The sequence below is a fragment of the Limibacter armeniacum genome (assembly GCF_036880985.1).
Taxonomy (GTDB): Bacteria; Bacteroidota; Bacteroidia; order Cytophagales; family Flammeovirgaceae; genus Limibacter; species Limibacter armeniacum.
Genome location: NZ_JBAJNO010000008.1, coordinates 1,039,609 through 1,063,085 on the forward strand (window position 1 = coordinate 1,039,609; position 23,477 = coordinate 1,063,085).

At 37.1% G+C, this 23,477-nt stretch carries 15 protein-coding genes and 1 pseudogene; 11 read left to right on the forward strand and 5 right to left on the reverse strand.

What is annotated here, in order from left to right:
• The first annotated feature begins 3 nt into the window (after positions 1–3).
• The 8 genes and pseudogenes from V6R21_RS10100 to V6R21_RS10135 all read left to right on the forward strand — a co-directional run bounded on the left by V6R21_RS10100 (position 4) and on the right by V6R21_RS10135 (position 9,515).
• Positions 4–435: a hypothetical protein gene (locus tag V6R21_RS10100; RefSeq protein WP_334243323.1), complete on the forward strand. Its 432-nt coding sequence runs from the start codon at positions 4–6 to the stop codon at positions 433–435.
• Between the two features lie 538 nt (positions 436–973).
• The gene (locus tag V6R21_RS10105; protein ID WP_334243325.1) at positions 974–2,440 is read left to right on the forward strand and encodes an arylsulfatase; all 1,467 of its coding nucleotides are present in this window, start codon (positions 974–976) and stop codon (positions 2,438–2,440) included.
• A complete protein-coding gene (locus V6R21_RS10110; RefSeq protein WP_334243327.1) occupies positions 2,424–3,446 on the forward strand; it encodes a transporter in 1,023 nt (340 codons plus the stop codon). Before V6R21_RS10105 ends, V6R21_RS10110 begins: the two co-directional genes overlap by 17 nt.
• 53 nt (positions 3,447–3,499) lie before the next feature.
• Positions 3,500–4,216, forward strand: a pseudogene (locus tag V6R21_RS10115) (SIR2 family NAD-dependent protein deacylase); the annotation flags it as partial.
• 625 nt (positions 4,217–4,841) lie between these two features.
• Positions 4,842–5,081 (forward strand): hypothetical protein, encoded by a 240-nt coding sequence (locus tag V6R21_RS10120; RefSeq protein ID WP_334243329.1) that lies wholly within the window; start codon positions 4,842–4,844, stop codon positions 5,079–5,081.
• A 224-nt stretch (positions 5,082–5,305) separates the two neighbouring features.
• A complete protein-coding gene (locus tag V6R21_RS10125; RefSeq protein ID WP_334243331.1) occupies positions 5,306–7,903 on the forward strand; it encodes a hypothetical protein in 2,598 nt (865 codons plus the stop codon).
• A 311-nt stretch (positions 7,904–8,214) separates the two neighbouring features.
• Positions 8,215–8,853 carry a leucine-rich repeat domain-containing protein gene (locus tag V6R21_RS10130; protein ID WP_334243332.1) on the forward strand — a complete coding sequence of 213 codons (639 nt, stop codon included), beginning with the start codon at positions 8,215–8,217 and terminating at the stop codon, positions 8,851–8,853.
• Positions 8,832–9,515: a hypothetical protein gene (locus V6R21_RS10135; RefSeq protein ID WP_334243334.1), complete on the forward strand. Its 684-nt coding sequence runs from the start codon at positions 8,832–8,834 to the stop codon at positions 9,513–9,515. The genes V6R21_RS10130 and V6R21_RS10135 overlap by 22 nt, the downstream gene beginning before the upstream one ends.
• Positions 9,516–10,044: 529 nt before the next feature.
• Here the strand turns inward: V6R21_RS10135 and V6R21_RS10140 are convergent.
• Positions 10,045–10,233, reverse strand: coding sequence for a hypothetical protein (locus V6R21_RS10140; RefSeq protein WP_334243336.1), 189 nt, complete (start codon positions 10,231–10,233; stop codon positions 10,045–10,047).
• A 204-nt stretch (positions 10,234–10,437) separates the two neighbouring features.
• On the opposite strand from V6R21_RS10140, the gene V6R21_RS10145 reads away from it, so the two are divergent.
• From V6R21_RS10145 to V6R21_RS10155, 3 genes are all read left to right on the forward strand, one after another.
• A complete protein-coding gene (locus tag V6R21_RS10145; RefSeq protein WP_334243338.1) occupies positions 10,438–11,055 on the forward strand; it encodes a DUF6266 family protein in 618 nt (205 codons plus the stop codon).
• Positions 11,056–11,387: 332 nt separating this feature from the next.
• A complete protein-coding gene (locus V6R21_RS10150) occupies positions 11,388–13,208 on the forward strand; it encodes an alpha-amylase family glycosyl hydrolase (RefSeq protein WP_334243340.1) in 1,821 nt (606 codons plus the stop codon).
• Positions 13,209–13,328: 120 nt separating this feature from the next.
• Positions 13,329–14,279, forward strand: coding sequence for an endonuclease/exonuclease/phosphatase family protein (locus tag V6R21_RS10155; RefSeq protein WP_334243342.1), 951 nt, complete (start codon positions 13,329–13,331; stop codon positions 14,277–14,279).
• 248 nt (positions 14,280–14,527) lie between these two features.
• Here V6R21_RS10155 and V6R21_RS10160 read toward each other — a convergent pair whose 3' ends face one another.
• The 4 genes from V6R21_RS10160 to V6R21_RS10175 form a co-directional block, all read right to left on the reverse strand.
• Entirely contained in the window at positions 14,528–16,054 is a 1,527-nt protein-coding gene (locus tag V6R21_RS10160) for an amidohydrolase family protein (RefSeq protein WP_334243344.1), read from the reverse strand.
• A gap of 57 nt (positions 16,055–16,111) precedes the next feature.
• A complete protein-coding gene (locus tag V6R21_RS10165; protein WP_334243346.1) occupies positions 16,112–17,182 on the reverse strand; it encodes an alpha/beta hydrolase in 1,071 nt (356 codons plus the stop codon).
• A gap of 382 nt (positions 17,183–17,564) precedes the next feature.
• Positions 17,565–21,560 (reverse strand): cache domain-containing protein, encoded by a 3,996-nt coding sequence (locus tag V6R21_RS10170; RefSeq protein ID WP_334243348.1) that lies wholly within the window; start codon positions 21,558–21,560, stop codon positions 17,565–17,567.
• A gap of 463 nt (positions 21,561–22,023) precedes the next feature.
• A complete protein-coding gene (locus tag V6R21_RS10175) occupies positions 22,024–23,472 on the reverse strand; it encodes a PepSY domain-containing protein (protein WP_334243350.1) in 1,449 nt (482 codons plus the stop codon).
• Positions 23,473–23,477: the final 5 nt, after the last annotated feature.

Sequence of the window (23,477 nt, forward strand, 5' to 3'; positions counted from 1 at the left end):
GTTATGTATAACATATTAAAAGAGTCTCATAGTGGTATAGGAATGGTATTGCTATTCTTATTACTAACAGTAATTATATTTTTACTTGCAATGTTTCTGTTTAAGAAAACATGGAACAAGTCTGCAAAAATTGCGGCATTAGTCGGGTTGATTCTTGTTCACCTGCAATTGTTAGTAGGTCTTTTAATTTATTTTATGTCTCCTTTAGGGTGGGCGAATTTTTCGAGTGAATCAATGGGATATCCGATTTCTAGATTCTACATAGTAGAGCACCCATTCGGGATGTTGTTAGCAGCATTTTTGATAACAAAAGGGTATAAATTTTCTAAAAGTAATACGTTAAGTAGTAGGGGGAAATATAAAAGATTACTCGTTTTCTATAGCTTAGGGTTTGGGGTTATCACTTATCTAATACCTTGGTTTTTGTGGAGTTAAAAATGCGAGATGACATTACATAAACGTAATGTAAGCTAAAGTGCTTCTAACACCACACTATGTATATATTTTACCGTTAGAAGTAATTCGAAAAGTGGTAATTGGAGAATTGCAGCCATAAGACGATTATTTAAGGAAATAATTAGGTTAGATGAGCCAGACCTGTAATGGGTCTGGCCTTTTTTGTGGCTGACCGAAAATGACTGACCAATAATAGCTAGGCAACTCAGTCTAACCGACTCTGTCCGAACCTCGATCTTAAAGATGTAAAGGATTGGGAGGATGGGGGGAATATTGAGCAGAAGCAGGAAAGTACCATTTCGGAAGTTAGGGAACTGAAGGAGATGATAGAAAGGATGAGGAGGTAGTGGCTTTGGGGTGAGGGGGTACTTGTTAAAGTAGTAATGTAAAACGGCTTATAACAACCTATATCCGTTTATTATATCTTAGGCTAGTGCTATATTAAGAGGGGGGTAAGCTTGAATAAATGATAGCTTGGTATTGTGCAGCATACTGAGAAACTTAAAAAATAAGACAGATGAGAATTTTACTAATTTCAAAATTTATATTTACTTCATTCCTTTTGCTAGGATCTACATTTATTCAGGCACAAAATAAAAGACCTAATATTGTATTTATACTAGTCGATAATTTAGGCTATGGTGATTTAGGTGCCTACGGTGGAGGGGTTGTACGTGGAGCACCAACACCAAATATTGACAAGATCGCTAATGAAGGTATTAAACTCACTAATTTTAATGTTGAAGCCGAATGTACCCCCACACGTTCAGCGATAATGACTGGACGCTTACCAATCCGTAGCGGAACTTCCCGTGTGCCCTTGCCTGGTTTACCACAAGGTATTACCCCTTGGGAATATACTTTGGCTGAACTACTATCTGATGCAGGATACAATACAGCACACTATGGGAAATGGCACTTAGGAGATGTGGAAGGACGATATCCTACCGATCAGGGATTTGACGAATGGTTCGGAATTAGGCATAGTACAGCGGAATCTGCTTGGGATCGTGCTGCTGGTTTTCCAGGGACTGATGTAGTGAAAAATCAGGGAATTTGGGAAGGGAAAAAAGGAGAGAAATCGAAACGTATTCGAGATTATAATGTTGCTTACCGCCCATTAATGGATGAAGAAATTACCAAGCGGTCGGTAGGTTATATAAACAAACACGCAAAAGACCAAAATCCATTTTTCTTGTATGTACCTTTTACATTACCACACGGACCAATCATTCCCAATCCTAAATTAGTACACGAAGGTAAGTCTGATTACCAAAATGTGTTGATGGAAATAGACCACCATACCGGAGAGATTATGAAGGCCCTGGACGAAAATGGTTTAAAAGAAAATACCTTGGTGATATGGGCAAGTGACAATGGGCCTGAGACACTGCTAACTTCAGTAAGTAATTATACTTCACAATCTGATGCAGGTCCTTTTAGGGGGGAGTTCCCTTCTGGCTGGGAAGGTGCTATAAGAACGGCCTGTGTCATGCGATGGCCTGATAAAATTCCAGCAGGAAGCACAACTAACGAAATTTTTACAGCAACCGACTTTTATGCTACGCTAGCACATATAGTTGGGGCCGAAGCGAAAATACCTAAAGACCGACCTATGGATTCGTTTAATCAATTAGAACTGCTAACGGGTAAGTCTACAAAATCAATACGCGAAGAAGTAATGTATTTTTATGGAGAGCGTTTGTATGCTTTCAAGTATAAAAATTTTAAAGTACATCCTATTGTAGTACTACCTCCCAATGGCTTTGTCAATGCACCTGGGCAAATGTCCACTCACGCTGTTCCTGTAGAACTAGATTATCCGTGGATATTCGATATTGAAAACGATCCTAAAGAACTTTGGAATGTAAATGTAGCCAATGGTTGGCTTGGTGTTATATATGCTAAGTATATGATGGTTTATGAAAAATCATTGAAACAATACCCAAACATCAAACCAGGAGCAGATGGGCCTAAATACTAATTTCACATTACTCACAGTGTTTTGCGTTATTCTCATAGCATTTACTTTTCCAAATAATGGGTATTCTCAAGGAGATGGACCATTAACATATCCTCTAACTCCAGCAAACATTACAGTTATTAATCCTACCTATATTAACTTAACCAATAATCTTACACCGGGAAAGGACATTGTTTTAGCACAGGGTAAAATCGATATGGACGTTTTTGCATTACCAATATTTCACACGTTCAAATTGGGGGGCACCTATGCCCAAATTTTCCTTACACCTCAATATGGCCATATGACCGGAACAGTAAAAGTTGGAGGTAATTTTGGTTACGAAGGCATAAGCATTCCTGAAACGGAGATAGAATTGGTAGATAAAAGTGGTTGGCTCGATTCAGGTCTTCTGTTCAGGGTTGGGCTTTACAATACCCCTCCGTTGGATGTTATTGAATTTATGAAATGGAAGCCCAAATTTCAGCTGAGCGGTCTTTTGGGAATTACAGCTCCTATTGGTAAATATTCTGAGAGCAATAGAATTAACCTTGGATCAAACCGTTGGGTAATACGTCTTGGCGCTCCTATGGTAATTCCTTTAAACCTAAATAAAAAACGTCATGCACAGACTGAGTTTACACCTTCGGTACTTTTTTTTACAAACAATAACAAACCTTTTATAGGCGATACCAAAAGGCAAAAACCTTTACTCCTTTTAGAACAGCATACCACTAAGTATTTTACCGATAAACTTTGGTTAGGGATTGATGCTCGTTATCAATTAGGCGGTGTAACACAAATAGACGATTTACCAAAGGGAGAGCAAATAGACCAATTAAGTGCAGGTGTATCTGTAGGCTATGATTTTTTATCCATTTTATCAATACAGGCAAGTTATGGCCGTATTTGGTTTAATGGTGACAATGGAAATATGTTTAGGATAGTAGGGTCTTTAGTAATTCCCTCAAAAAAGGATATTAAAAAATTAAAAGAGCTTCAACAGAAACAACAAGCCAATCAATAAAACAAATTATGAAAAACTGTACAATACCAACCTTTTGAGGAAAAGATGGCTTTTGGAAAGTCGGATCAAAAAACTATCAACCCGAAGAGATTGGAACTTACAGAATGTTCTGTTTGAACTCCGAGGAAGTTTGGAAGTGGTTTTTATTTAGAAAAACTATTTGCAAGAACGCTCAACCTAATGAAGGACATTTGGCTCTAGTAGAAATCGAGGATTTATTGAATGATCAATTTGCTCTAATAACTCAGAATGTCGATGGATTACACAAGAAAGCTGGCAACTCTTTAGAAAGAACTTATTATGTACATGGTGATTTGGATTTTGTAAGATGTGGTGATGAGTGCACTTCAAATTTATACCCTTTTCCACAAGGTATTTCCGACAAGAAAAGAGGAGATCGAATAACAGAACAAGAACAGAAATTACTGAAATGTCCAAATTGTGGTGAAGACCTCAGACCACATGTGCTATGGTTTGATGAAACGTACAACGAAAAATATTATAAGTTTCAAACAGTACGTGACATAGCTGACAACACGGCATTACTATTCATTATTGGAACTTCCGGTGCAACTTATCTTCCAACTGAGTTTGTGGATAGGGTTAGTTTCTTCAACGGTGGAATAGTTGATATTAATCTTGACGACAACAACTTCACTGAGTTTATCAAATCCTACGATAAAGGATACTTAGTAAGGGACTCTAGCAGTCAAGTGTTACCGAAAATTGTGGAGCTGATGAAAAAGGTGATAACACCAGGTAAAAAGTAATAGCTGCGCAAAGCCTTGCGCGCAAAAGGCCAAGCTACTACTTATACCAATGTACGTTATAAGCCATTCGGAAAGTCCTGCGTTTTGGTGGAGAGGTGGCTAGCAAAGAGATAAGGAAGTTATTTAAAGTAAATTATAAAGCTTAGTTAAGCCAGATCCTGTTGGGTTTGGTTTTATTTGTAACCAATCGCGCCTACATGTCAGAACCTTGATCTTAAAGATTTAAAGGATTGGGAGGATGAGGGGGAGTGTTGAGCAGAAGTATAAAAGTGCGATTTCTGAGGTTAGGAAGTTGAAGGAGATGATAGAGTGGATGAGGAGGTAGTTAGTGAATGGGTTAGTTGCTGTTTTGGTACCTGTGTGTTTTCTCTTATGCCTTGTCAAATAAATGCAGTAAAACGGCTTATAATACCCGTTATTAGTTCATTAAATCTTGTATATAGGCTATATTGAAAAGAACCAAGCTTGAATAGATGATAGCTGAATGTTTGAAAATATTTAAAAAATCAAGGTATTCGAATCAATTTAGAAAGATAATCCCATTTTTGTACCATCGTAAACGAAATTGATTTGTCAAGTGGATGATAGAAATAAATCAACCCTGAAACAGAAACAAAATTCTTGTATGAATAACATATTACTAAAATTTAAGCGACCTCTACAATCTAAACAAAGCAAACACTTTTTGGCTGTCCTTTTTATCACCCTATTACCTTCAATTACCTTTGCACAGTTTCTAGAGGCAAAAGAAGAAGTTGTTGAATTTGGGAGATCGGCAAATGGTGGTGAATATGATTATCGTGCAACAGTAAAGGCACGAGCTAACAATCCAGGAAAAATGAGGTTAGGATACAAATTGCTATAGTTTCATTTGAGATATCGGAATTTGTTTTTAATGGAGAGCATTTTGAAGATTTATATCCAGATGAATTTCCTCTTCAAATTGAACGAATACGCAGTGACATAGACGTTTCATTTAAGTTTGTCAAAGCTGGTGACCTTAAACTTTTTACGAAAAGTATTCATGGTGTTGGAGCGGGAGAATTTGATCTTACACATTTAACAGGTGAGGAAATAGAAGAGTTGAAAGTGGGTTATTATGGCATAAAAACAAAAGAAGATTTTTATGGAGCATCATTTGGTATGTCTGATATATCATTGAACAATAGTTACTTTGATGAATTGGACAAATTAAAAACCAGAAGGAAAAATGAAGTGCTTCAAAAAGCGAGGGAACAAAAGATAGCAGAACAAAATGATTATCTAGCCGAACAAAAAAGGAAAGCCCAAGAAAAATTAAAAGAACTTGAAATTGAAGCTGAAAGAGAAAGAAAAGCTAAAGAACGAGAAGAACTTAATGCGAAAGTTGCTTCGGGGTATAAGGCAACAACTCAAGGCTATCAACAGTTTGGCTACCAAAATGCGCAACAATATATCAACCAGATGGAAGCCAATTATAATGCACTCCAAAAGTCCATAGACAATTCAATATCTACTTACTTTGAAAAGCATGTCAAACAAGAAAATAACGCATTCGAAAAGGTAGCAAAGGCTGAAGCAGGGTATGAGAAAGTCAATCGAGAGAGAAAAAGGAGAGGTCGGCAAGTTGGACCAATCAGGTCCTTACTATCTGTTTTAGAGGATTACAGTTTTAATTATTCAAATATCAAACATCTTGATTCAGGGAATATATATATACAATTAATTCACTTATCAACAAAGTCGGGATCAACTGTACATGATTACACTACTGCACCACAGAAATCATATATTCCTTCTGTTGATGATTTTATTACTGATGTATTACCAGTATACTATGTATATAGTTCAGATGTAATAACTGTCCCTATACATAACGTTAATGCCCACGAATTTTTGTTCAATAACTACATAGATGACATTTTAGACAAAAGTAGATATATGAAGAATGGGTATGGCGTTTTTACAAGAGTATTCTTCAGGGAAGATCATTTAAATAATTATATGAATACGCTGCACCGAAACTATCATCCAACCCCAGTTTTAGATTTTTTTCAAGACGATTCAAAATTCCAATATGCATCGTTTGATGATTATGTGAATGCAAACATTGAAAAAGAGAAAAAATGGAATTTGTACCTCGCACAAAAAGAGGCTGAAAAAAATGGTAATACCAAAAAAACTTATAAAAATGGAGATGTCTATGAAGGAGATTTCGTAAGTTCTGCTCGACATGGTTGGGGTAAAATGATTTACAAAAGTGGTCATGTATATGAAGGAAAATGGATAGACAATTTGGAAGGGGGCTATGGAAAAATGATTTACCCGAATGGTGCCATTTATGAAGGAGATTGGTTTGCGGGGTCAAGAAATGGTTTCGGGAAAACGACCTATACAAGTGGAGATATTTATGAAGGAGAATGGAAGAATGGTAAAAAAGAGGGTACCGGAAAGTATTTATGGGCAGAAGGGCATGTTTACATGGGTGATTGGAAAGATGATAAAAGAGAAGGCTTAGGTGAATTTATCAAGTCTAATGGATATACGTATTCTGGTGAATGGATGGATGGAGTTTATCATGGTAATGGAAAATTGAAATATCCTGATGGGGATACTTATGAGGGTGAATGGAAAAATGGTGAAAAAAACGGATTTGGAAAATCTAACTATTTCTTTAATAGCAATAAAGGTGTTTATGAGGGAGAGTATAAAGACGGTTTTCGTAATGGAACTGGAAAAAATATTTTACCAAATGGGGATGTTTATGAAGGAGAATATAAAGATGATAAGAGAGAAGGGCAAGGGAAATTTGTTATGTCAGACGGTCGTGTTTATGACGGTGTATGGGTAAAAGGTAAAAAAGTTGGAATTGGGACTTTTACCTGGCCTAATGGACAAGTTTATTCAGGTGAATTTAAAGAGGATCAAATTAACGGCCAAGGAACTTATTCGTGGCCTACTGGGCAGGTTTATTCAGGTGAATGGAGTGATGGGGAATATCATGGGAAAGGCAAATTAACAATGTCAGGTGGAGCTGTGTATGAAGGGGAATTTATTGAAGGTGATATTCATGGCCAAGGAACTCATTCATGGCCTAGTGGACATGTATATGTAGGTGAATTTATAGAAGGAAAAAGAAACGGTCAAGGAGAAATGTTTTATCCAGGTGGAGATACCTATATCGGTGAATGGAAAGATGATATTAAAGATGGGCAAGGTCAATTAAAGCACACTGATGGGAGCCAATATTCAGGAGGATGGAAGAATGATGAAAAGCATGGAAAAGGTTACGTTATTGAAAATAACGAAGCTGCAGAAGTAGAGTGGGAAAATGGTGAGTTAGTGTCAAGAAAGGTGATTTACATAAGTGCCAAATTTAATGGTGCACATGAGTTTTATATGTGGCTCATGATGAAGGCAAACGAAACTATACCCAAACCCTTTGAAGGCGAAGCAAGATTTGATTTATGGTTTACTGTCGATGAAAATGGAAAAGTAAAGGTGGATGATTATAAAGCAATATATATGAACTTTACTGAAGAGGAAATTAAATTTAATTATGAGAAGGAAATGAAAAAGATTGTGAAATCCTCTGGAGTGTGGATTCCCGCAACAATGCAAGGTGAGGCCATTGCTCAAAAACAGTTTTTAAGTATATCCATATTGCCTGCAGATATATTTATTAATTACCGACCCATTATAAATTAAGTATGAAAAAACTACTTCTCTTATTAATTGGGACCTTTTAAATCTTAACACAAAGGCTCAAATATATTATACTTGTTATAACCTTTCGTTTGCTTTAGAACATCCTAATTTGGTGTTTACATTGGATATCACATTTAGCACAGATTATACGGCAGAGCGACTCGAACAAATTGGTACATTGGACTCGCTTACATCCTTATCCATTTGTGACGGGAAACTTGCAAGCTTGAAAAAACTACCAGATAGTTTCTCCAATTTATAGCTCTTGAAAGAGCTTAAGATTATTGGAACTCCTGAACTGGATTGGGAGCATGTTTTTTGTACAACTTCAGCAATACAAAAATCTTGAAAAGCTTACCATAAACGGGAATAACTTTAAGGTTTTGCCAAATACATTCCCCACTGCTATTCTCTTAACCTATTTAGATGTTAGTCATAACGGTGTTGAGGCATTTCCATTGGCTATACTAGCGCTTAAACAGTTAGCGTATTTGAATATGGAAAACAATGGCTTGACGGCATTGCCCGAGAAAATCAATAGTCTTGAAAATTTAACGGTACTACAATTGGGAGGCTACCCAAAAGCCAACCGCCTTACTCAGTTACCAAAAACCTTAGGGCAGTTGCGACACCTGAAAAAACTGGATTTAAGAGAAAATCAGATAGAACAATTACCAACCAGCTTTACCAAACTAAATAATTTGGAGTTCCTATACCTGTCAGCAAACAGGCTTTCTGAGCTTCCAATAGGTTTTGGCAAGCTTAATAATCTTAAAGAGGTGTATTTGGGAGGTAATTCGTTTTCATATTTGACTAATGAAATTACGAATTTAGAACGACTTGAAATACTTTGGGTACCAGAAAACAGGCTAAAAGAACTCCTTGAAGCATTTGGGGATTTAACATCCAGTAATAATACAAAAAGTAAGTGCAGCATAGATTCCATATAAAAACTCAAAGGCAGCAAAGTCAAATTCAATTATTGATTGGGTTTGTAGCACTTTTAGTCACCTTGTTGTCTTTTTTGATATCCTGGGTTACAGGGGCTTACTTAATTGTGATTGTTTTGTTTTCAATAGTGTTATCCGTGATAGCTCCATTTTTTGATACACCCTCTTTAAAAAAAAGTGGTGAACTGATCTATCATTCTTTACTCTTTATCTCAGAAAAGCCTAAAAATGGGGTCATAAAAATACACGGTGGGACTTTGTTCGATTATGTTTTCGTAGTAGATCAAAAGATGAATGGAAAGCAAAAAACAAATTTTATTATTCAGCAATATCTACAAGGACTGTTAAGCTTAATTGAAAAAAGTGAAACTGAAGAGGCTGACAATGCAATAATTCGTGGTACAAGTTATATTATTAACGAAAGAACGGCTAAACGTATAGGGTTTAGGGTTGTTGATACGGATAGTATTCAAAAGTTGATTTTAATTTATAATTATTTCAATATCCTGATAACATATTCTATTGCAAAAGGTAAGCTATCACTCCCAAAGCTGAGTGATACAAAAACATTCGAAGCAAATATGAATGAGCTTATCAACCGAAAAGAATATATTCAAAGCTTGAATGAAAAATTAAAAAGTACTATTGCTAATAATGTATAAACCATGCATTCTGGTTGAGAAGAGTTAAGCATAGAGATAAGAAAGTACATCCAAGTTGGTTATTTAAAAGAGACAATAAAGCTTAGCTAAGCCAGACCCTGATGGATTTGGCTTTTTGTGTCTGCTTATAACCTTGAAAGGTTAATATTAACAGCAAAAAGAAAAGGCTCCCATAGGGAACCTTATCTTACCACATACTAACCATGTAAATATAAAATCATTGATATTCAGGTGTTTTAATGGGATTTTGTTCCCGTTTTGTTCCGTGTTTTTTGCTCAATATTTACACTGAAAAATAGTGGTGTATTGTAAGAAAGGAATGATGTAAGAGCCGAATATCTATACCTCATTCCTAAGTAGGTTAGTATATGGTATTTATAGTTGATTAGTATGAGGTAAAGGGTTGCACTATACTTAATAGACAGTACCTCCTTAAGAAGGTAGCGCCAAATGGGAGACAAATAGGAGAAAGATACCAGTTAACCTAGTTTGTGTAATGGGGTAGTGTGTTGGACAATTACAATGTTGGTCAGTGGAGGAGGGGAAGGACCTGCTGCTCCTTCAGGCCGGTGTACTGGCAGAACTCCGTAATGGTGACGAGTTGCTTTGGCTCCTTGCCGTACTCCTTTCGGATATCGGAGAGGATGCGGCGGGCGGTGCGTTCGCTTTTGCCGGTCAGGAGCTGGATGTCCTTGGGGTAGATGCAGATTCTTTTCATTCTTGAGGGTCAGGTTAACATTGATTACAAGATAAGGATCAGGGAGGTGAATCGGGAGGACAATGGCGGTAATTTCCTGCCATAATGGTCAGGGTGGTCGGTGGGGTTTGGAATTGTGGTGGCTGGTGGGGTATTATCGGGGAAAGGCTCCCAAAGGTGATGCCTTCGTTCAACCAGTGTTTAACCTAATTACGACAACAGCCTATGGCAACGGTACAGAACCCGATTATCGGCAGGGCAAGTGGCACAATGGCCAATGCGGTGTTTTCCACCTGGAAGGGCATCAATGTGCTCAAGTCCAAGCCGCTTTCCAACAACTCCAATACGGAGGCACAGCAGACGCAGAGAAGCCTTTTCAAGACGGTGGTCTCGATGCTGAAGTATTTTTCTCAGGCGGCAAGGGTTGGTTTTTATGAAAGGGCGCAGGGTACTTCCTACACACCTTGGAACCTGTTTGTGAAGAGCAATACGGCAGCTTTCACTTGGGATGAGGCCATCGGGACGGTGGTGCTTGATGCAACAAAGTTTACGGTAAGTGATCCGGCGGGTAATGTGCTGGACACGACAGGTGGAACAGCCACTGGTGACTATACCAACATTACGCTGAACTTCCCTGCCAATGCAAATGCCAACTACCATATCCTGATGCTGAACCAGAACAGCTACACGCCTGAGGGGGTTGTGGTGCACGAGGGGCAGTTGGATGCCACAGGGCAGGCGGTGATTCCGAGGAACTGGGATGATTCGGATGAGTATGATGTATTCTACTTTTTGGATGATGGGGTGAATGTGAGCCGCAGTGCGGGCTTCTTGATATCGTAACAGTTTTTTGCTTGCATGGACATATGAATTGGCAGGACCACAGGCTTCGGGAGGGGTTTGTGGTTTTTGTTTTTAAGTATTTTTCTAATAATGAGTCTTTGTTGTTTTTATTAAAAAATAAAATTAAGGTAGGCTCTAGGGAAGTGAATTTTTATATGTTAACATAACTGTAATGTAAGTGAGGTTAACTTCTGTACTTTTTTAATTTTAGGGTTGTGTTGTTAAGATTGATAGAATTTAATTAAACGATAAAGAAGTTGAATCGAAATATTTTTATCTTAAAAGAGTGTTGTTTTTAACTTTTACCTAATTAATAACCAATCTATTATCAAATGAATCCATCAAGCAGAACTGGAATGGGAGCAATACCCTTTAATGAAAATGGAAATTCAGGAGTTACCTTCAGGGTTTGGGCTCCTTTTGCTAGTAAAGTTGAAGTTGTAGGGACTTTTAACGGGTGGGGAGATAACCAGATACATGAATTAGTTTCAGAAGGTGGAGGTACCTGGTCTAGGGACATTATAGGTGTAATTGTTGGAGATCAATATAAATATAAAATTACTAACAAGCATAGTAATGAATTACTGTGGAAGACAGACCCTAGAGGTAAAAAGATACATGATAATGATAACTGGAATGCTGAAGTTGTAGATGATCAGTTTGATTGGGATGATATTAATTTCCGCTCACCGCCTTGGAATGAAATGGTAATATATGAATTGCATGTAGCTTCTTTTTTTAGGCAAGACAATCAAGTTGGAAGCTTTCAAACGCTAGTAGAGAAATTGGATTATATTAAAGATTTAGGGTTTAATGCTATTTTATTATTGCCTATTTACGGTTTTAAAGGTGTAAACTCTTGGGGGTATAATGCAGCTTTTCCCTTTGATATTGAAAGTGCATATGGAGGTCCAGCTTCATTTAAAAAGTTTATAAATGAAGCTCATAAAAGAGGAATTGCGATTATCCTTGATATAGTATTCAATCATTTTGGTCCAGAAGAACTTGATAAATGTCTTCAACATTTTGACGGATGGAAATTTCATGAAAAGCATGATGGTATCTATTTTTATCCTGATTGGAAAGGTCAAACTAATTTTGGACCAAGACCTGATTATGGAAGAGGAGAAGTTAGGTCTTACCTAAGAGATAATGCCATGATGTGGTTAAATGAATACAGGGTGGATGGCCTCCGGTTTGATTCTACAGTCAATATCAGGAATGCATATGGAACAGATACTAGTTATGGCAGTATTGGGGAAGGTTGGACATTGATGCAGTGGATCAATAATGAAATAAATAATAGTGCCCCATGGAAAATCAGTATCGCAGAAGACCTTCAGAATAATGAATGGATTACGAAAAAAACAGAAGAAGGAGGAGCCGGCTTTAATTCTCAATGGAGCAGTTACTTTTTCCATATGTTGGATCAAAACATTAGGGTACTTGATGATAGAATGAGGAATATGTTTGAAATAAAGAGTGCTTTAGAATATTTACATGGAGGAGACCTGTCTAGAAATATCATATATATCAATAACCACGATGAGTGTGGAGAGCTGAATAAAAAGCATAGGCTGAATGATCGAATATGGTTAGGAAATGCGAATTCTTGGGTAGCTAAGAAGAGATGTACATTGGCTGTAGGGATAGTATTTACGGCGCCAGGTATACCAATGATATTTCAAGGGGATGAGTTTTTTGAGTGGGGTACTTGGAATGATTCCAAGGAGATAGATTGGGGGAAACGGGAGACCTTTCAAGGAATTGTGAATTTGCACAAAGATCTTGTGTCGTTGAGGAGAAACTTAAAAGGTCTTACAAAAGGCCTTCAGGGGAATAATATCAACGTATTTCACACCAATCAAAATGAGAAGGTTATTGCATTTCATAGATGGTATAATGGTGGAATGGGTGATGATGTTGTGGTGGTTGCTAATTTTAGTCATAAAACCTTTAACAGATACCATATTGGTCTACCTAAAGAGGGAAAGTGGAAAGTGAGATTCAATAGTGATTGGAATGGCTACAGTGCTGATTTTGGGAATACATCAGCTGATGATATCGTCGCTTTAATTGATGGTTATGATGGAATGCCGTATTCAGGAAGTATAGGTCTTGGCCCCTATACAGTTTTAATTCTATCTCAGTAATGTATACAACTTAATCAAGGTGCTTATGGATATTCATAAAACAGAAGCATTCACCCTTTATTGAATATTCAGCTTGCAGATAAAATTCAATTAGTCTCTATAAGTAAATAACCAACTGTAATGAATCCAATTCCAACAATATTGACAGAAATGCCAAATGAAGTCAAGGATATTATCATCAAAGTTAGAGAGGCTTTGGAAAATGAATTTCCAGTAAGAGCAGTGGAAGGTAACCTTGTTATAGGTTCGTGGAATATCAGGGCATTGGGTAGCTTTACTGACAAGTGGGCGGCAGAAGAAGGCGACAGTCCGATACGCGATGTTACTTCTCTGGTGGTAATTGCTGAAATATTAAAACGCTATGATGTTGTAGCCATACAGGAGATTAAGGGAGACCTTAAGGCTTTCAGACATATCTTGAAGTACTTAGGTGATGACTGGATGTTTATTTTGACGGATACCACCTTAGGTGATGCAGGGAACGATGAGAGGCTTGGTTTCCTGTTTGATGCCCGTAAAATTCAGTTATCAGGTCTTGCAGGAGAGGTAGTGATACCTATTGGGGAAGGGTATGATGAAATGACCAAACAGTTTGCCCGTACGCCATATGCTGTAAGTTTCAAGTCTGGCAAGGCCACCTTTATATTACTGACCTTGCATGTAATTTATGGTGTTAACGCAAGTAATCGTTTACCGGAATTGAAGGCTATAGCCAAGTGGGTAAAGAACTGGAGTAGCAGAATATCAAATTGGGGACATCACCTGTTGGTGCTAGGAGACTTTAATATTGATAAGGTAGGTGACCCACTGTATGAGGCGTTTACAGGTGAAGGACTAACAGTCCCTGATGATTTGGCAATGATCGATGCAACCTTATTCAATAATGAAAAACATTATGATCAGATAGCATGGTATGAACAAGGTTGGGAAAATGCAGAACAACCACTTAAATATGTAAAGGGAGGGAAGTTCTTTTTTGATCATTATGTGTTTGAGGAACTGAACAAAACGAGGTTGTCATGGAAAATCTCAGACCACTATCCACTTTGGGTGGAACTTGAGGTCGTCTAAGAAGTCTGTTTAAGGGAGACTTACCATTTAAGTGTCTGTACTGGTTCAGTTTTAAATTAAGGAAGGTGTACTTTAGATGATAGTCAATTGGCTGAGTTGAATTGTTATTAGTTAGATACCAACTACTGTATATTCATAAGCTAGCTGACCAATGGAGTATTGAGGATGTGACTCCAAAGGTCAGGTATGAGGTGTGTTACCATTTGTGATTAACTTAGCCTTAATTTAGAGGTGAAGTCAGTCTAATTTTAAGGATACCATTTCAGAACAAATGCTTTAGCATTATCATAACATATTTTTTGAACTGCACTTTTTACGTCTTGAGTATTTGTCAGTCCAAATAGTTGATTATGCTGGGTTGATATCCGCTCCTTTTCAATTATTTCAATCAGATCCAGTTTCAAATCTTTATATTCTAATGCATCAGGATATGGGTTTACAGGGTCTATGTAGCCACCAAAATCGGATCCTAATGTAATGTGATCCCAAATCTTTGTTTTATCAAGCAGGTTGACCTGTGGGTTGCTTGAGGTATATATGGCTTTGACTGCTGCTCTAATTGTGCTCCAAATACAGTCGATTGTATTTTTTCCTCCTGCTGTTTTTTGCTTAGCAGGTACCCCCAAAATTCTTTGATCCAATGAAATACCCAACAAGCCTTCTGTCAGAAAGATCATTTCAATATCCTCGTTGCAGACATTGATATTCCAGGCATAGAATCCATTAGAGAAGTAATCATCACTCTCCTTGTCTGTATGGTCAATCAACTCATTCAGTGTTTTCCTGCCACTGTATCCGCAATGACTGGCAATTACAGGTATAATAGTGCCTTTCTCGAAGCAAGGCATGACAATATGTTTGTAATATTCGAGCCTACTATTGGCACTCATATGTTTTACATCGATCAGGATGCGGTACCCTTCACTAGGATCTGTATCATTATTTGTATCCAAAGCCAGTAGTTTACGGATGATTACCCATCCTGCTTTTGTGAATTTCCCATTAAACCCACTGCCTTTCTGATCAAGAATTTTCGTACTAATGTCTGGGAAACTATGCGCATGCCCACATAGTCCGTTGTTAAAGTGATGAGCAAATGTTATGAAGAATACAGGGTACTCCCATTTTTTGATTTCATCAACCCTTTTTTTCCAATCTGTTAGATTACCTGCATCAGTACCTAGTGCATGCATACCTTCTATTGTGAGTATCATTACGATTTTATCTTCCAATAGTAGTGCTTTAAGTTCAGTTCGATCGGAGGGTATCTGATATATTCCCTTAATATTTAGGAATTCTTCATTTTCTTGGATCACTTTTCTTTTTCCTTTGAATATTCTTCTGACCCCACCCGGAATATATATTTTACTTTGAGTTGAAATCCCATTTTTACTGATAGCAAATTGATATTCCTCGTTCAATATTTTCCAATAATCATATTGCCCAGATTGAATATAGTTTACCATTGGCAATGGAACTTGCATAAATAGACTTTGGAATATATCCCTTATAGGGAGTCCTTCATCAGTAATCAATGCAGATAACATTTTCAAAGGGTTTTGTTTCTTTATCACTTGAGACTTGAAGAAACCTTTTTCGATTGGGTATAATGAATTGAAGGTTAGTCGAACATTTCCGTTCCATAGTTTTACTAAGTCGCATTGGCCATAGGCAGAAGCCATTCTGGCACGGTCTCTTTTGTTTTTATTGTCAGCAAGAATTGTCCATGGGTGGTAAGTGCCTTGACGTAGATGTTTTTTTTTCTTTAGGTACATCCATAAAAAGGAGCGGGAATGATTATGGTTATGGAGATCAGCAAACATAGTATTTGATTAAAATGTGTCTGAGAAAACAGAAACCTTTCCATTGAGTACATCCCTGATATCATTTACAACCAGAGAGTTATTGATGTAGTACCAATGGTTGATGATTCTGTCTTCAAGGTCATCCAATATATTGTCTTCTGGGTCTGGGATGTCTGTGACATTACATTGATAGACATCATCAGGTATACTGAGTGTGTTTTTTGCTCCCCAGAGGCCAAGCCTGTTGAAGGCATTTTTAGTATTTTCGGAAACCATTAAAGCCTTGTCTCTCCTGTGATAATATACGTGAACCCTTGCGCATAAATCTATTATGTGGTTCATTGGTTTGGGAGGCTCCAAAGTGTCATAATCTACGTCAGCTCCGACAAGTATTCCCTCCTCAAACAGGTTTCTTATCGTCCAGCACTCAGCATTCAAATGTTCAAGCATAGATTCTATCACCCGATTACCCATAGAGTGACAAATCAGGTGTATTTTGGACATGCAAAAGTCCTTATTATTCTGTAGTAAAATCCTGAAGAAATCCCTGAGTTTCATGTAAGCTCTAGCCAATGCATACCCTGATAAGATGGCATCTCTTGCATCGTCTCTATATTGTAACAAGTTTTTTCTAGAAGGCCAAGCAAACAGAACAATATGCTTGATTGTACTATCCTTCGGCTTTACATATAAATTATGCAATTCAGAAAGTGTTTGAAGCGCTGTGACGAGGTCATTTTTGTAACCATGTACAAAAAACAAGATATCTTCTTTTTCTCCCCGTTTAGTTTTATGCTTTTTATAAAGTGTATTAAACATTTTATAGCTGGAAAGCTCTTCGGCTGCGCTAAGGTTTTGTTTTTCAGTATTGTTTCTTAAGGCTTCGTAGTCCAAGTCTGGGTACAAGCTGATTTCAAAGTCATTAATGTCTTTGTTATGATGCGTCTCTTCGAATGCAATCTCTCCAAAACGTAAATTGTCATGTGCAGACTCCCTTCCGTCTATCCTTAAAAACTCTTTTCCAACTTGGATATAGTTGTCTCTTCCTACGTCAGAAACTTCTCTGTTGGTAATCAGGTAATGGGTTACTTTAGCCATTTGAATAAATAGTAGTTAGGTAAGTAATATGAAACATCCCTTTTTATTGATTGAGATAATGAGCCACTGGTCAGGTTGCTTACTATGCGTTCAGTATTAGGATAAATAGTATTAATAGGTTCTTTTCATTTATGATTGGAAAGCGTGAAAATAATAAATGTAAAATTGGATAGATAAGCACTGTATCAGTAAAGTTTTAAGATAAAGAATGTTCTTATAAAAAAGGGGGGAGTCTTATATCTGATAAGATATATTTGTTTTTTTGGATATCAACAGATACAGTTAGTTTTATTCTGGTCGTAATCATTTTGAGGAGACTAAATGAAGTTTGCCTAGCGGTTTATTTAGTTCGCATATGGCAAGTATTATATTCAAAGATGAATCACGGTTGTTCACCTCCTTTCCTGAGCACCCAGTTACTGATATTAATGATAGTCGGGATGATGGTAGAGACAGCAGCAAAAATAGCGGTGATGCGTGCTGCGGTTTCCTGCTCAGTCCAGAGCAAGCCAAAGAGAAATGTACCTATCAAGATCAGAATGATAGGTTGGACTTTTGTCCAGCTTCCTTTTTTGCGCTTGATGGTCTTTAATTTGGTCTTATCTTCTTCTGACATTGCCTTTAGGATAAACAGGCGGAAGCTTTGGCTGGGGAGTTCGAGCTTTTCGTTAAAATCAAGACTTAAAAAACCTTTATTGATCAATTCCTTGATAACTTCTATGGCATTTATATTTACAATGCCATCTTCAGCAAAATCGTAGAGGATGTTTTTTTCTCTTAGTGAGAGTGTATTCCAGAGGTGTGAGAAAAAAAAGTAATTCTCTTCCATCTCATGGTGGATACGAGGATAGTCATCCTGATTGGCGTTCTGTACGTTTTTATTTTCGGCACTTGTGAATTTTTCTTTAGGTAGTTGTCTATAGCATTTCTTGTAGTCTTTAAGTATTGATATTAGTTCTGATAAAAATTCATTTGGGTAGCTGTCCTTGTTTTGTTTATTTTCATCCTTATCTTTTTTCTCTTTGTTGTTATTGTCAATGTGATGAAGGTTCTTTTCAAGAAACCGTAAGCTGAATGGGGAATGAATTTCATTAATGTTATTATTTCTTATGTTGTCAACAACTTCTTTAGAGATGTTTTTTGATGTGATCTTAATAACTGTACCATCTATTGGTTGACTTATTGATAAATAAGTGAGTTCAATTAATGGGTCAACGATTATTTTTTTGGTATAAGGTTGCTTTTGAGCGGTATTTATAGGTTTGTGAAGGAAATTTTTATGAGTAGGGGAGGGTAAAAAGAAAAGATGTGATATAATAAGGTTTGATAAACTGAATGAAATGAATAGTGAGGTTAAAAGGATGATGGTCAAAGATATGTAGAATTGCCACCCTAGCGTGTTTTTATCGAAGGTTATGGTTTTATCAAGGACTTGTTCTTTATTTTCAATACTAATTAATGCATTATTTGATGATATCTTGTATGTGTCTGATTCATTATTAATGTTAAAGCTATATAATGACGGCAAGATAGTACTTCTAATCCAGTCAATATGATGTCTCACAATATCAGGGTAAATATTGTTGATTTGTGGAATAGCATCATTATTCTTTTTAAGAGAATCAAAATGATATGTGTAGTTTACTATGTTATTTTTTAAGCCGTTTAATAGATTGGTTGAGTCATTATAGTTGAGAAGAATTGCTTCTTTTTCAATGTTATGGTGGTTGTGATTGATATCTTTTTGTAAAGTTAATAATTGATGTCTCATCCAAGCATCAACTTCATAATTGTAGGATGATTTATATATACAAAAAGAGGGGAGTATACTGACTGCAGTTAGCCAAAAAACTAATAATAAGGAAGTGTTAGCTCTCGATGTATTGTTATTGTAAAGATTTTTCCAAGGAGTCCTTTTATTAAAAGAAATTATGTAAACTATGATTGTGTATATGATAATATAAATAGTTTTAATTAAGTCACCTTTGTTATAAGATATGTGCTCTTCCCAAAATATTAAGTAGAAGATAGTTAAGATACTTATGGAGAATAAAGATAAATATAGTTGGATTCGGCTATTTTCTCTCTCTATTTTGTTATCAATTACTTTAATCAAACCTCTATATAAAATATTGATTGTAAGTATGGTGAAAACAGTATAAAAAATTAGAAAAATATGTGAGTTTATTACAATCAGTAAACACACTTCAAAAAATACTATGCCCACCATGAATGGAATAATTACGCCTAACTTATCATCATTTATTTTTATGCCACTAGGATGCAACCAGTCATAGGCAAATGACTGAAATGGATTGGGAAGACTTCTGTTTTTAAGAAAGTTGGCAACTCCCATTAATAAGAGTAATACTGAGATGCTGACAAAATTCAAAAGGAGCGTGAAGGTGGATGCCATAAAGCGGTTGACTTGATCAGCTACATTATCTTTTAGTGTGAGCAGGTACCAGTCAGTGTCATCAATATGTTGTAGATATGCTGTGTGACTTGTGTTTCTGTAGTTGAGATTAAGTGGGGTATTAGCTCCATTCTGAAGGGCTGATCGTAGAAATGGATCATTTCCTGTTTCTGCCAAGAAGTCTTCAGAGAGGTCGTTACGGTTATCTGAGTGAAATAAGGTTTTACCCTTTTTGTTTATTACTGCAAATTTATATCCATCCAACAAGATGGGGTGCTGAACTGATCGGAGTATGGATGATAGGGCAATTACTGTGGTTTTGTTTAAATTTATTTTATTGATGGTGATATCAGTTTTATTTAAATTAATATCATCTTTTTTAAAAGGCATTGAAGTAATTACTTCTTTTTTATTATTACCATAAGATTTTACATAATCTATGTAATAACTTGAATTAGGATCACTTTTTTTAGTCCAATGCTCACCATCTCTTATTTTTTTGAAGTAGTCTCTTTTTGAAAGGTCTGTTGTTTTATCAACAGCTACTTCTTTATTTATAAATATGTGTTCAGTCATACCCTGAGCATCTATTAGAATTAATTCTTGCGGATAGATCTCCTTTTCGATAAATGATGTATTACTCTTAGTTACATATCTACCACTTGCTTGTGGAAGACCTTTCTTCCATAAGTTCAGTGAAGTAATGAAAGATTCGTTTATCTCACTTTCTATACTTGTCTTGATTTCATTATTTAGCTTTTTCACTTCATCTTGTCCATTGTTCCACTCGTATATAATGGCGGAAAAATGGAGTAATAATGTAACTGAAAGGCTAGTAACTGCAGCCAATGAGAGTAGGGATAAGTAAGCGTCAGTAAGGGTTACTTTTTCGTATTCGTTAATTAGTATAAGCTTTAGGATGGGGAGAGAGAAAATCAATAGCAAGGAGAGTAGGATAATAACTAAGGCGGTATCCAAGGAACGCTTTCCTGCAGTCATTTTGAACTCATTGAGAGGGATGATTGCAGAAAGGTAATAGGTATTGTAGGCAAGATTGACAGGAACTGTGAGTATTTTTAAGTTATGATCGTTCTCGGAATAGTCAAGAATAGACATTCCTCCTTCTATCTTGAGTGCTGTAATTAGTGTGTCCAGTTTATTGGGCTGGAACTGGAGCTTATTGTTTTGCTGATAAAATAAAGTTGGAGGAATGCTTTTGCCTCTAGATTCTCCCAAGCAATTGCAGTTATTGATGGAGTCTAGCGTGTCAATACTGTATAGGAAAAGGTTACCGTGATTGAAGATATCGTTGATGGGTGGAGGAATAAAGTCTTTTAACTCAATATAGAATTTAGTGTCAGCTTTATTGCTTTCAATAGAGACTATAGCCTTGCCACTTTTGTTAATCCATAACCCTAAAGGACATTCTTTACCAGATATGTAAAACTGAACTGTAGGGTCATTATTTCCTTCTAGCGTAGCAATGTTTGATTTAAGTTCATTGAGTTTAGCTATGTAAAGAGCTTTATTGTCGTCTTTAAATTTTTCCAATAAAGAATCATCATTAACAATTTGTGTGTGTGTGTAGCCTTTTAATTTTTCTTTATTGTGCTCTTTTAAGCCATTTGCAAAGTCTTTTAATGTTGAAATTAAAATTTTAGCCTTATTATTTATAGTACATTTATCACATTTTTCTTTCTGTACAATTAAGGAATCTATTGCAGCTTTAGCTTCTTCAATTTCTTTACTTTTCTTGATTGAGTTAGCGGCATATGAATCCTGATAATACTGATGTTTTTCTTCGATGATACCTGCATAAGTATTTAGTACTCGAAGGCCTTCTTTTTCAAGGTCAGCTTCCCTTTCCTTTACATAGAAGAAATAGTAGAGTAGAGAAACTGTGATGATGGTTATAAGTAGGAGTAGGAAGGACGCTATTTTACCTGTGAACAGTTGTTTCATAGCATTAAATAGATAGTGAAAAAGTCTTACTGAAGTTTAAACAATATTGCTAAACAGATAATTCAAATTTCGTTTGTGTTAATATTGAGATTGAACTGTGATATTGTTTTTTAGTAATCTATCATACTGGTGGGAGAAATAGCCTTATACAGGCTACCTAGGATGGGGGTGTTACTGGAGTGTCGGCGTGGGAGCCGCTGGCAGTAGGCGAATGGGAGCGGCAGACCGAAAGAGCTTTTTGAGGGTAGATTGGCTGCCGAAACCCGCCGGATGACAGGGGCTGGAAGGGTTGGCAGTGGGGTGGGTTTCATATGCCATTGGTTCTCTTAAGTAGCGTCTTTTAGTTACTTCCAATTCCACAAGACTTTATGTTCCATCCAAGGGTATAAATAACTAGAGTTGATCAAGTATTGAAAACCTCCCATACATATATGATTGGGAGGTTTTCAAAACCATTCTAATATCAAGCAGTTAGTAATGTTTTTTTCTTCTTCTGTTTTGGTTGTTTAAGCAGCATCAACATGCCTAGCAGTGCTACCAGAAAGTTGCCCAATGCAAAAGTGACCATAATGCTATCACGGACTGCCTTGCCAGCAAAGTCAAGGAAATGGTACTTGTGGAAATAACCAAATATAAAACCTGACAGTGCTTCACTGTCCACAACTTTGGCGGCAAGCTTGCCTGTTGAGGACTCAATGTAGAGGCGTTCGTTTCCGTCAGTCTTATACTGGACTTTATAGACAGGCAGTCGCTTGTTGACAAATCCATATTCTCCACCAAACTTTGTAATCAGGGATGTCTCTACGACCTCATCTTGAGGATGTCCACTGTACAGGTTTGCCAAGTATATGGCATATTGCCTGTCGCCGTCAGCCAGCGTATCTCCTGTGGCAAGGTTTGTATAGGTAATGGATTTTCCATTCTTGCCAAGGTGGAACTGCTGTATATAAGGTTGTCCTCTAAAATCCGCTAATGACAGGTTTTCCAATGTATCTGTAGCTTTGTCAAGAGCTTCCAATACTGAAAATTGGAGGTTGTTTATTGGATAAACCTGCTCATTGTTGTAGCTGCTCCTATCGTCTGGTGTGTATTTGGGTAGCATATGCATGGAAGCACTGAAGGCAAATAACATCAGGGCAAATGACATGGCTATACCCAATCCTCGGTGAAGTCTTCGGGTGACAGGTACCCTTTTCGCCTTTTGTTTGTTACGGATCGATTGCCACATAATGGTATACACATATACCCCACTGGCTGCTGCTAAAAATGCTGAAAGGACAAAAAACAGCATGATGGTTATGCGGATGGCTGGGTGAATATCCAAGAAACTCCAGCTATGGGCATTGCGGAAGAAGGCTGACCAGCCAGCACTTGCGTTATTGACGCTGGTACCCAGTCTGTCTGATGAAGTATCTACATATAACCGCAATCCATCTGCCCGGTCAAAAGCTACCCTATAGGCGGGAAGCAGCCTGAAGATTTCCGCATATTCATTGTCATGGCTTACTACAGTTGTTACGGTTGTTATATTTCCGGCGTCCTTACCTGTAAACTGCCTAGCCAATTGTTTGGCATAGTGTACATCACCGTCTTTCAGTTCTGTACCATCAGAGGCATTGAAGTACATCAGGGGTGCAATTGCAGTTGTCTTTACTTGGTAATAGACTTCACTGTCAAGGGTCACAAACCTGAAGTTGATCAGTGTGGGAATTTGGTGCAATTGCAAAATACTATCCAGTTCCAGCTTTACCTTGGTCTTGTCCAGCGGCAGTGGCTTCAGGAATGAGCGCTCAATTTTCGGTTTGAAGTTGGACATCAAGGGGTGCATGACCCCGCTAATGGTCCAGAAAAGCACAGGCACCAAGGCGATAATACTGAGCTTGCGGTGCCATTGGTATATTTTATTTTTCATGGTTT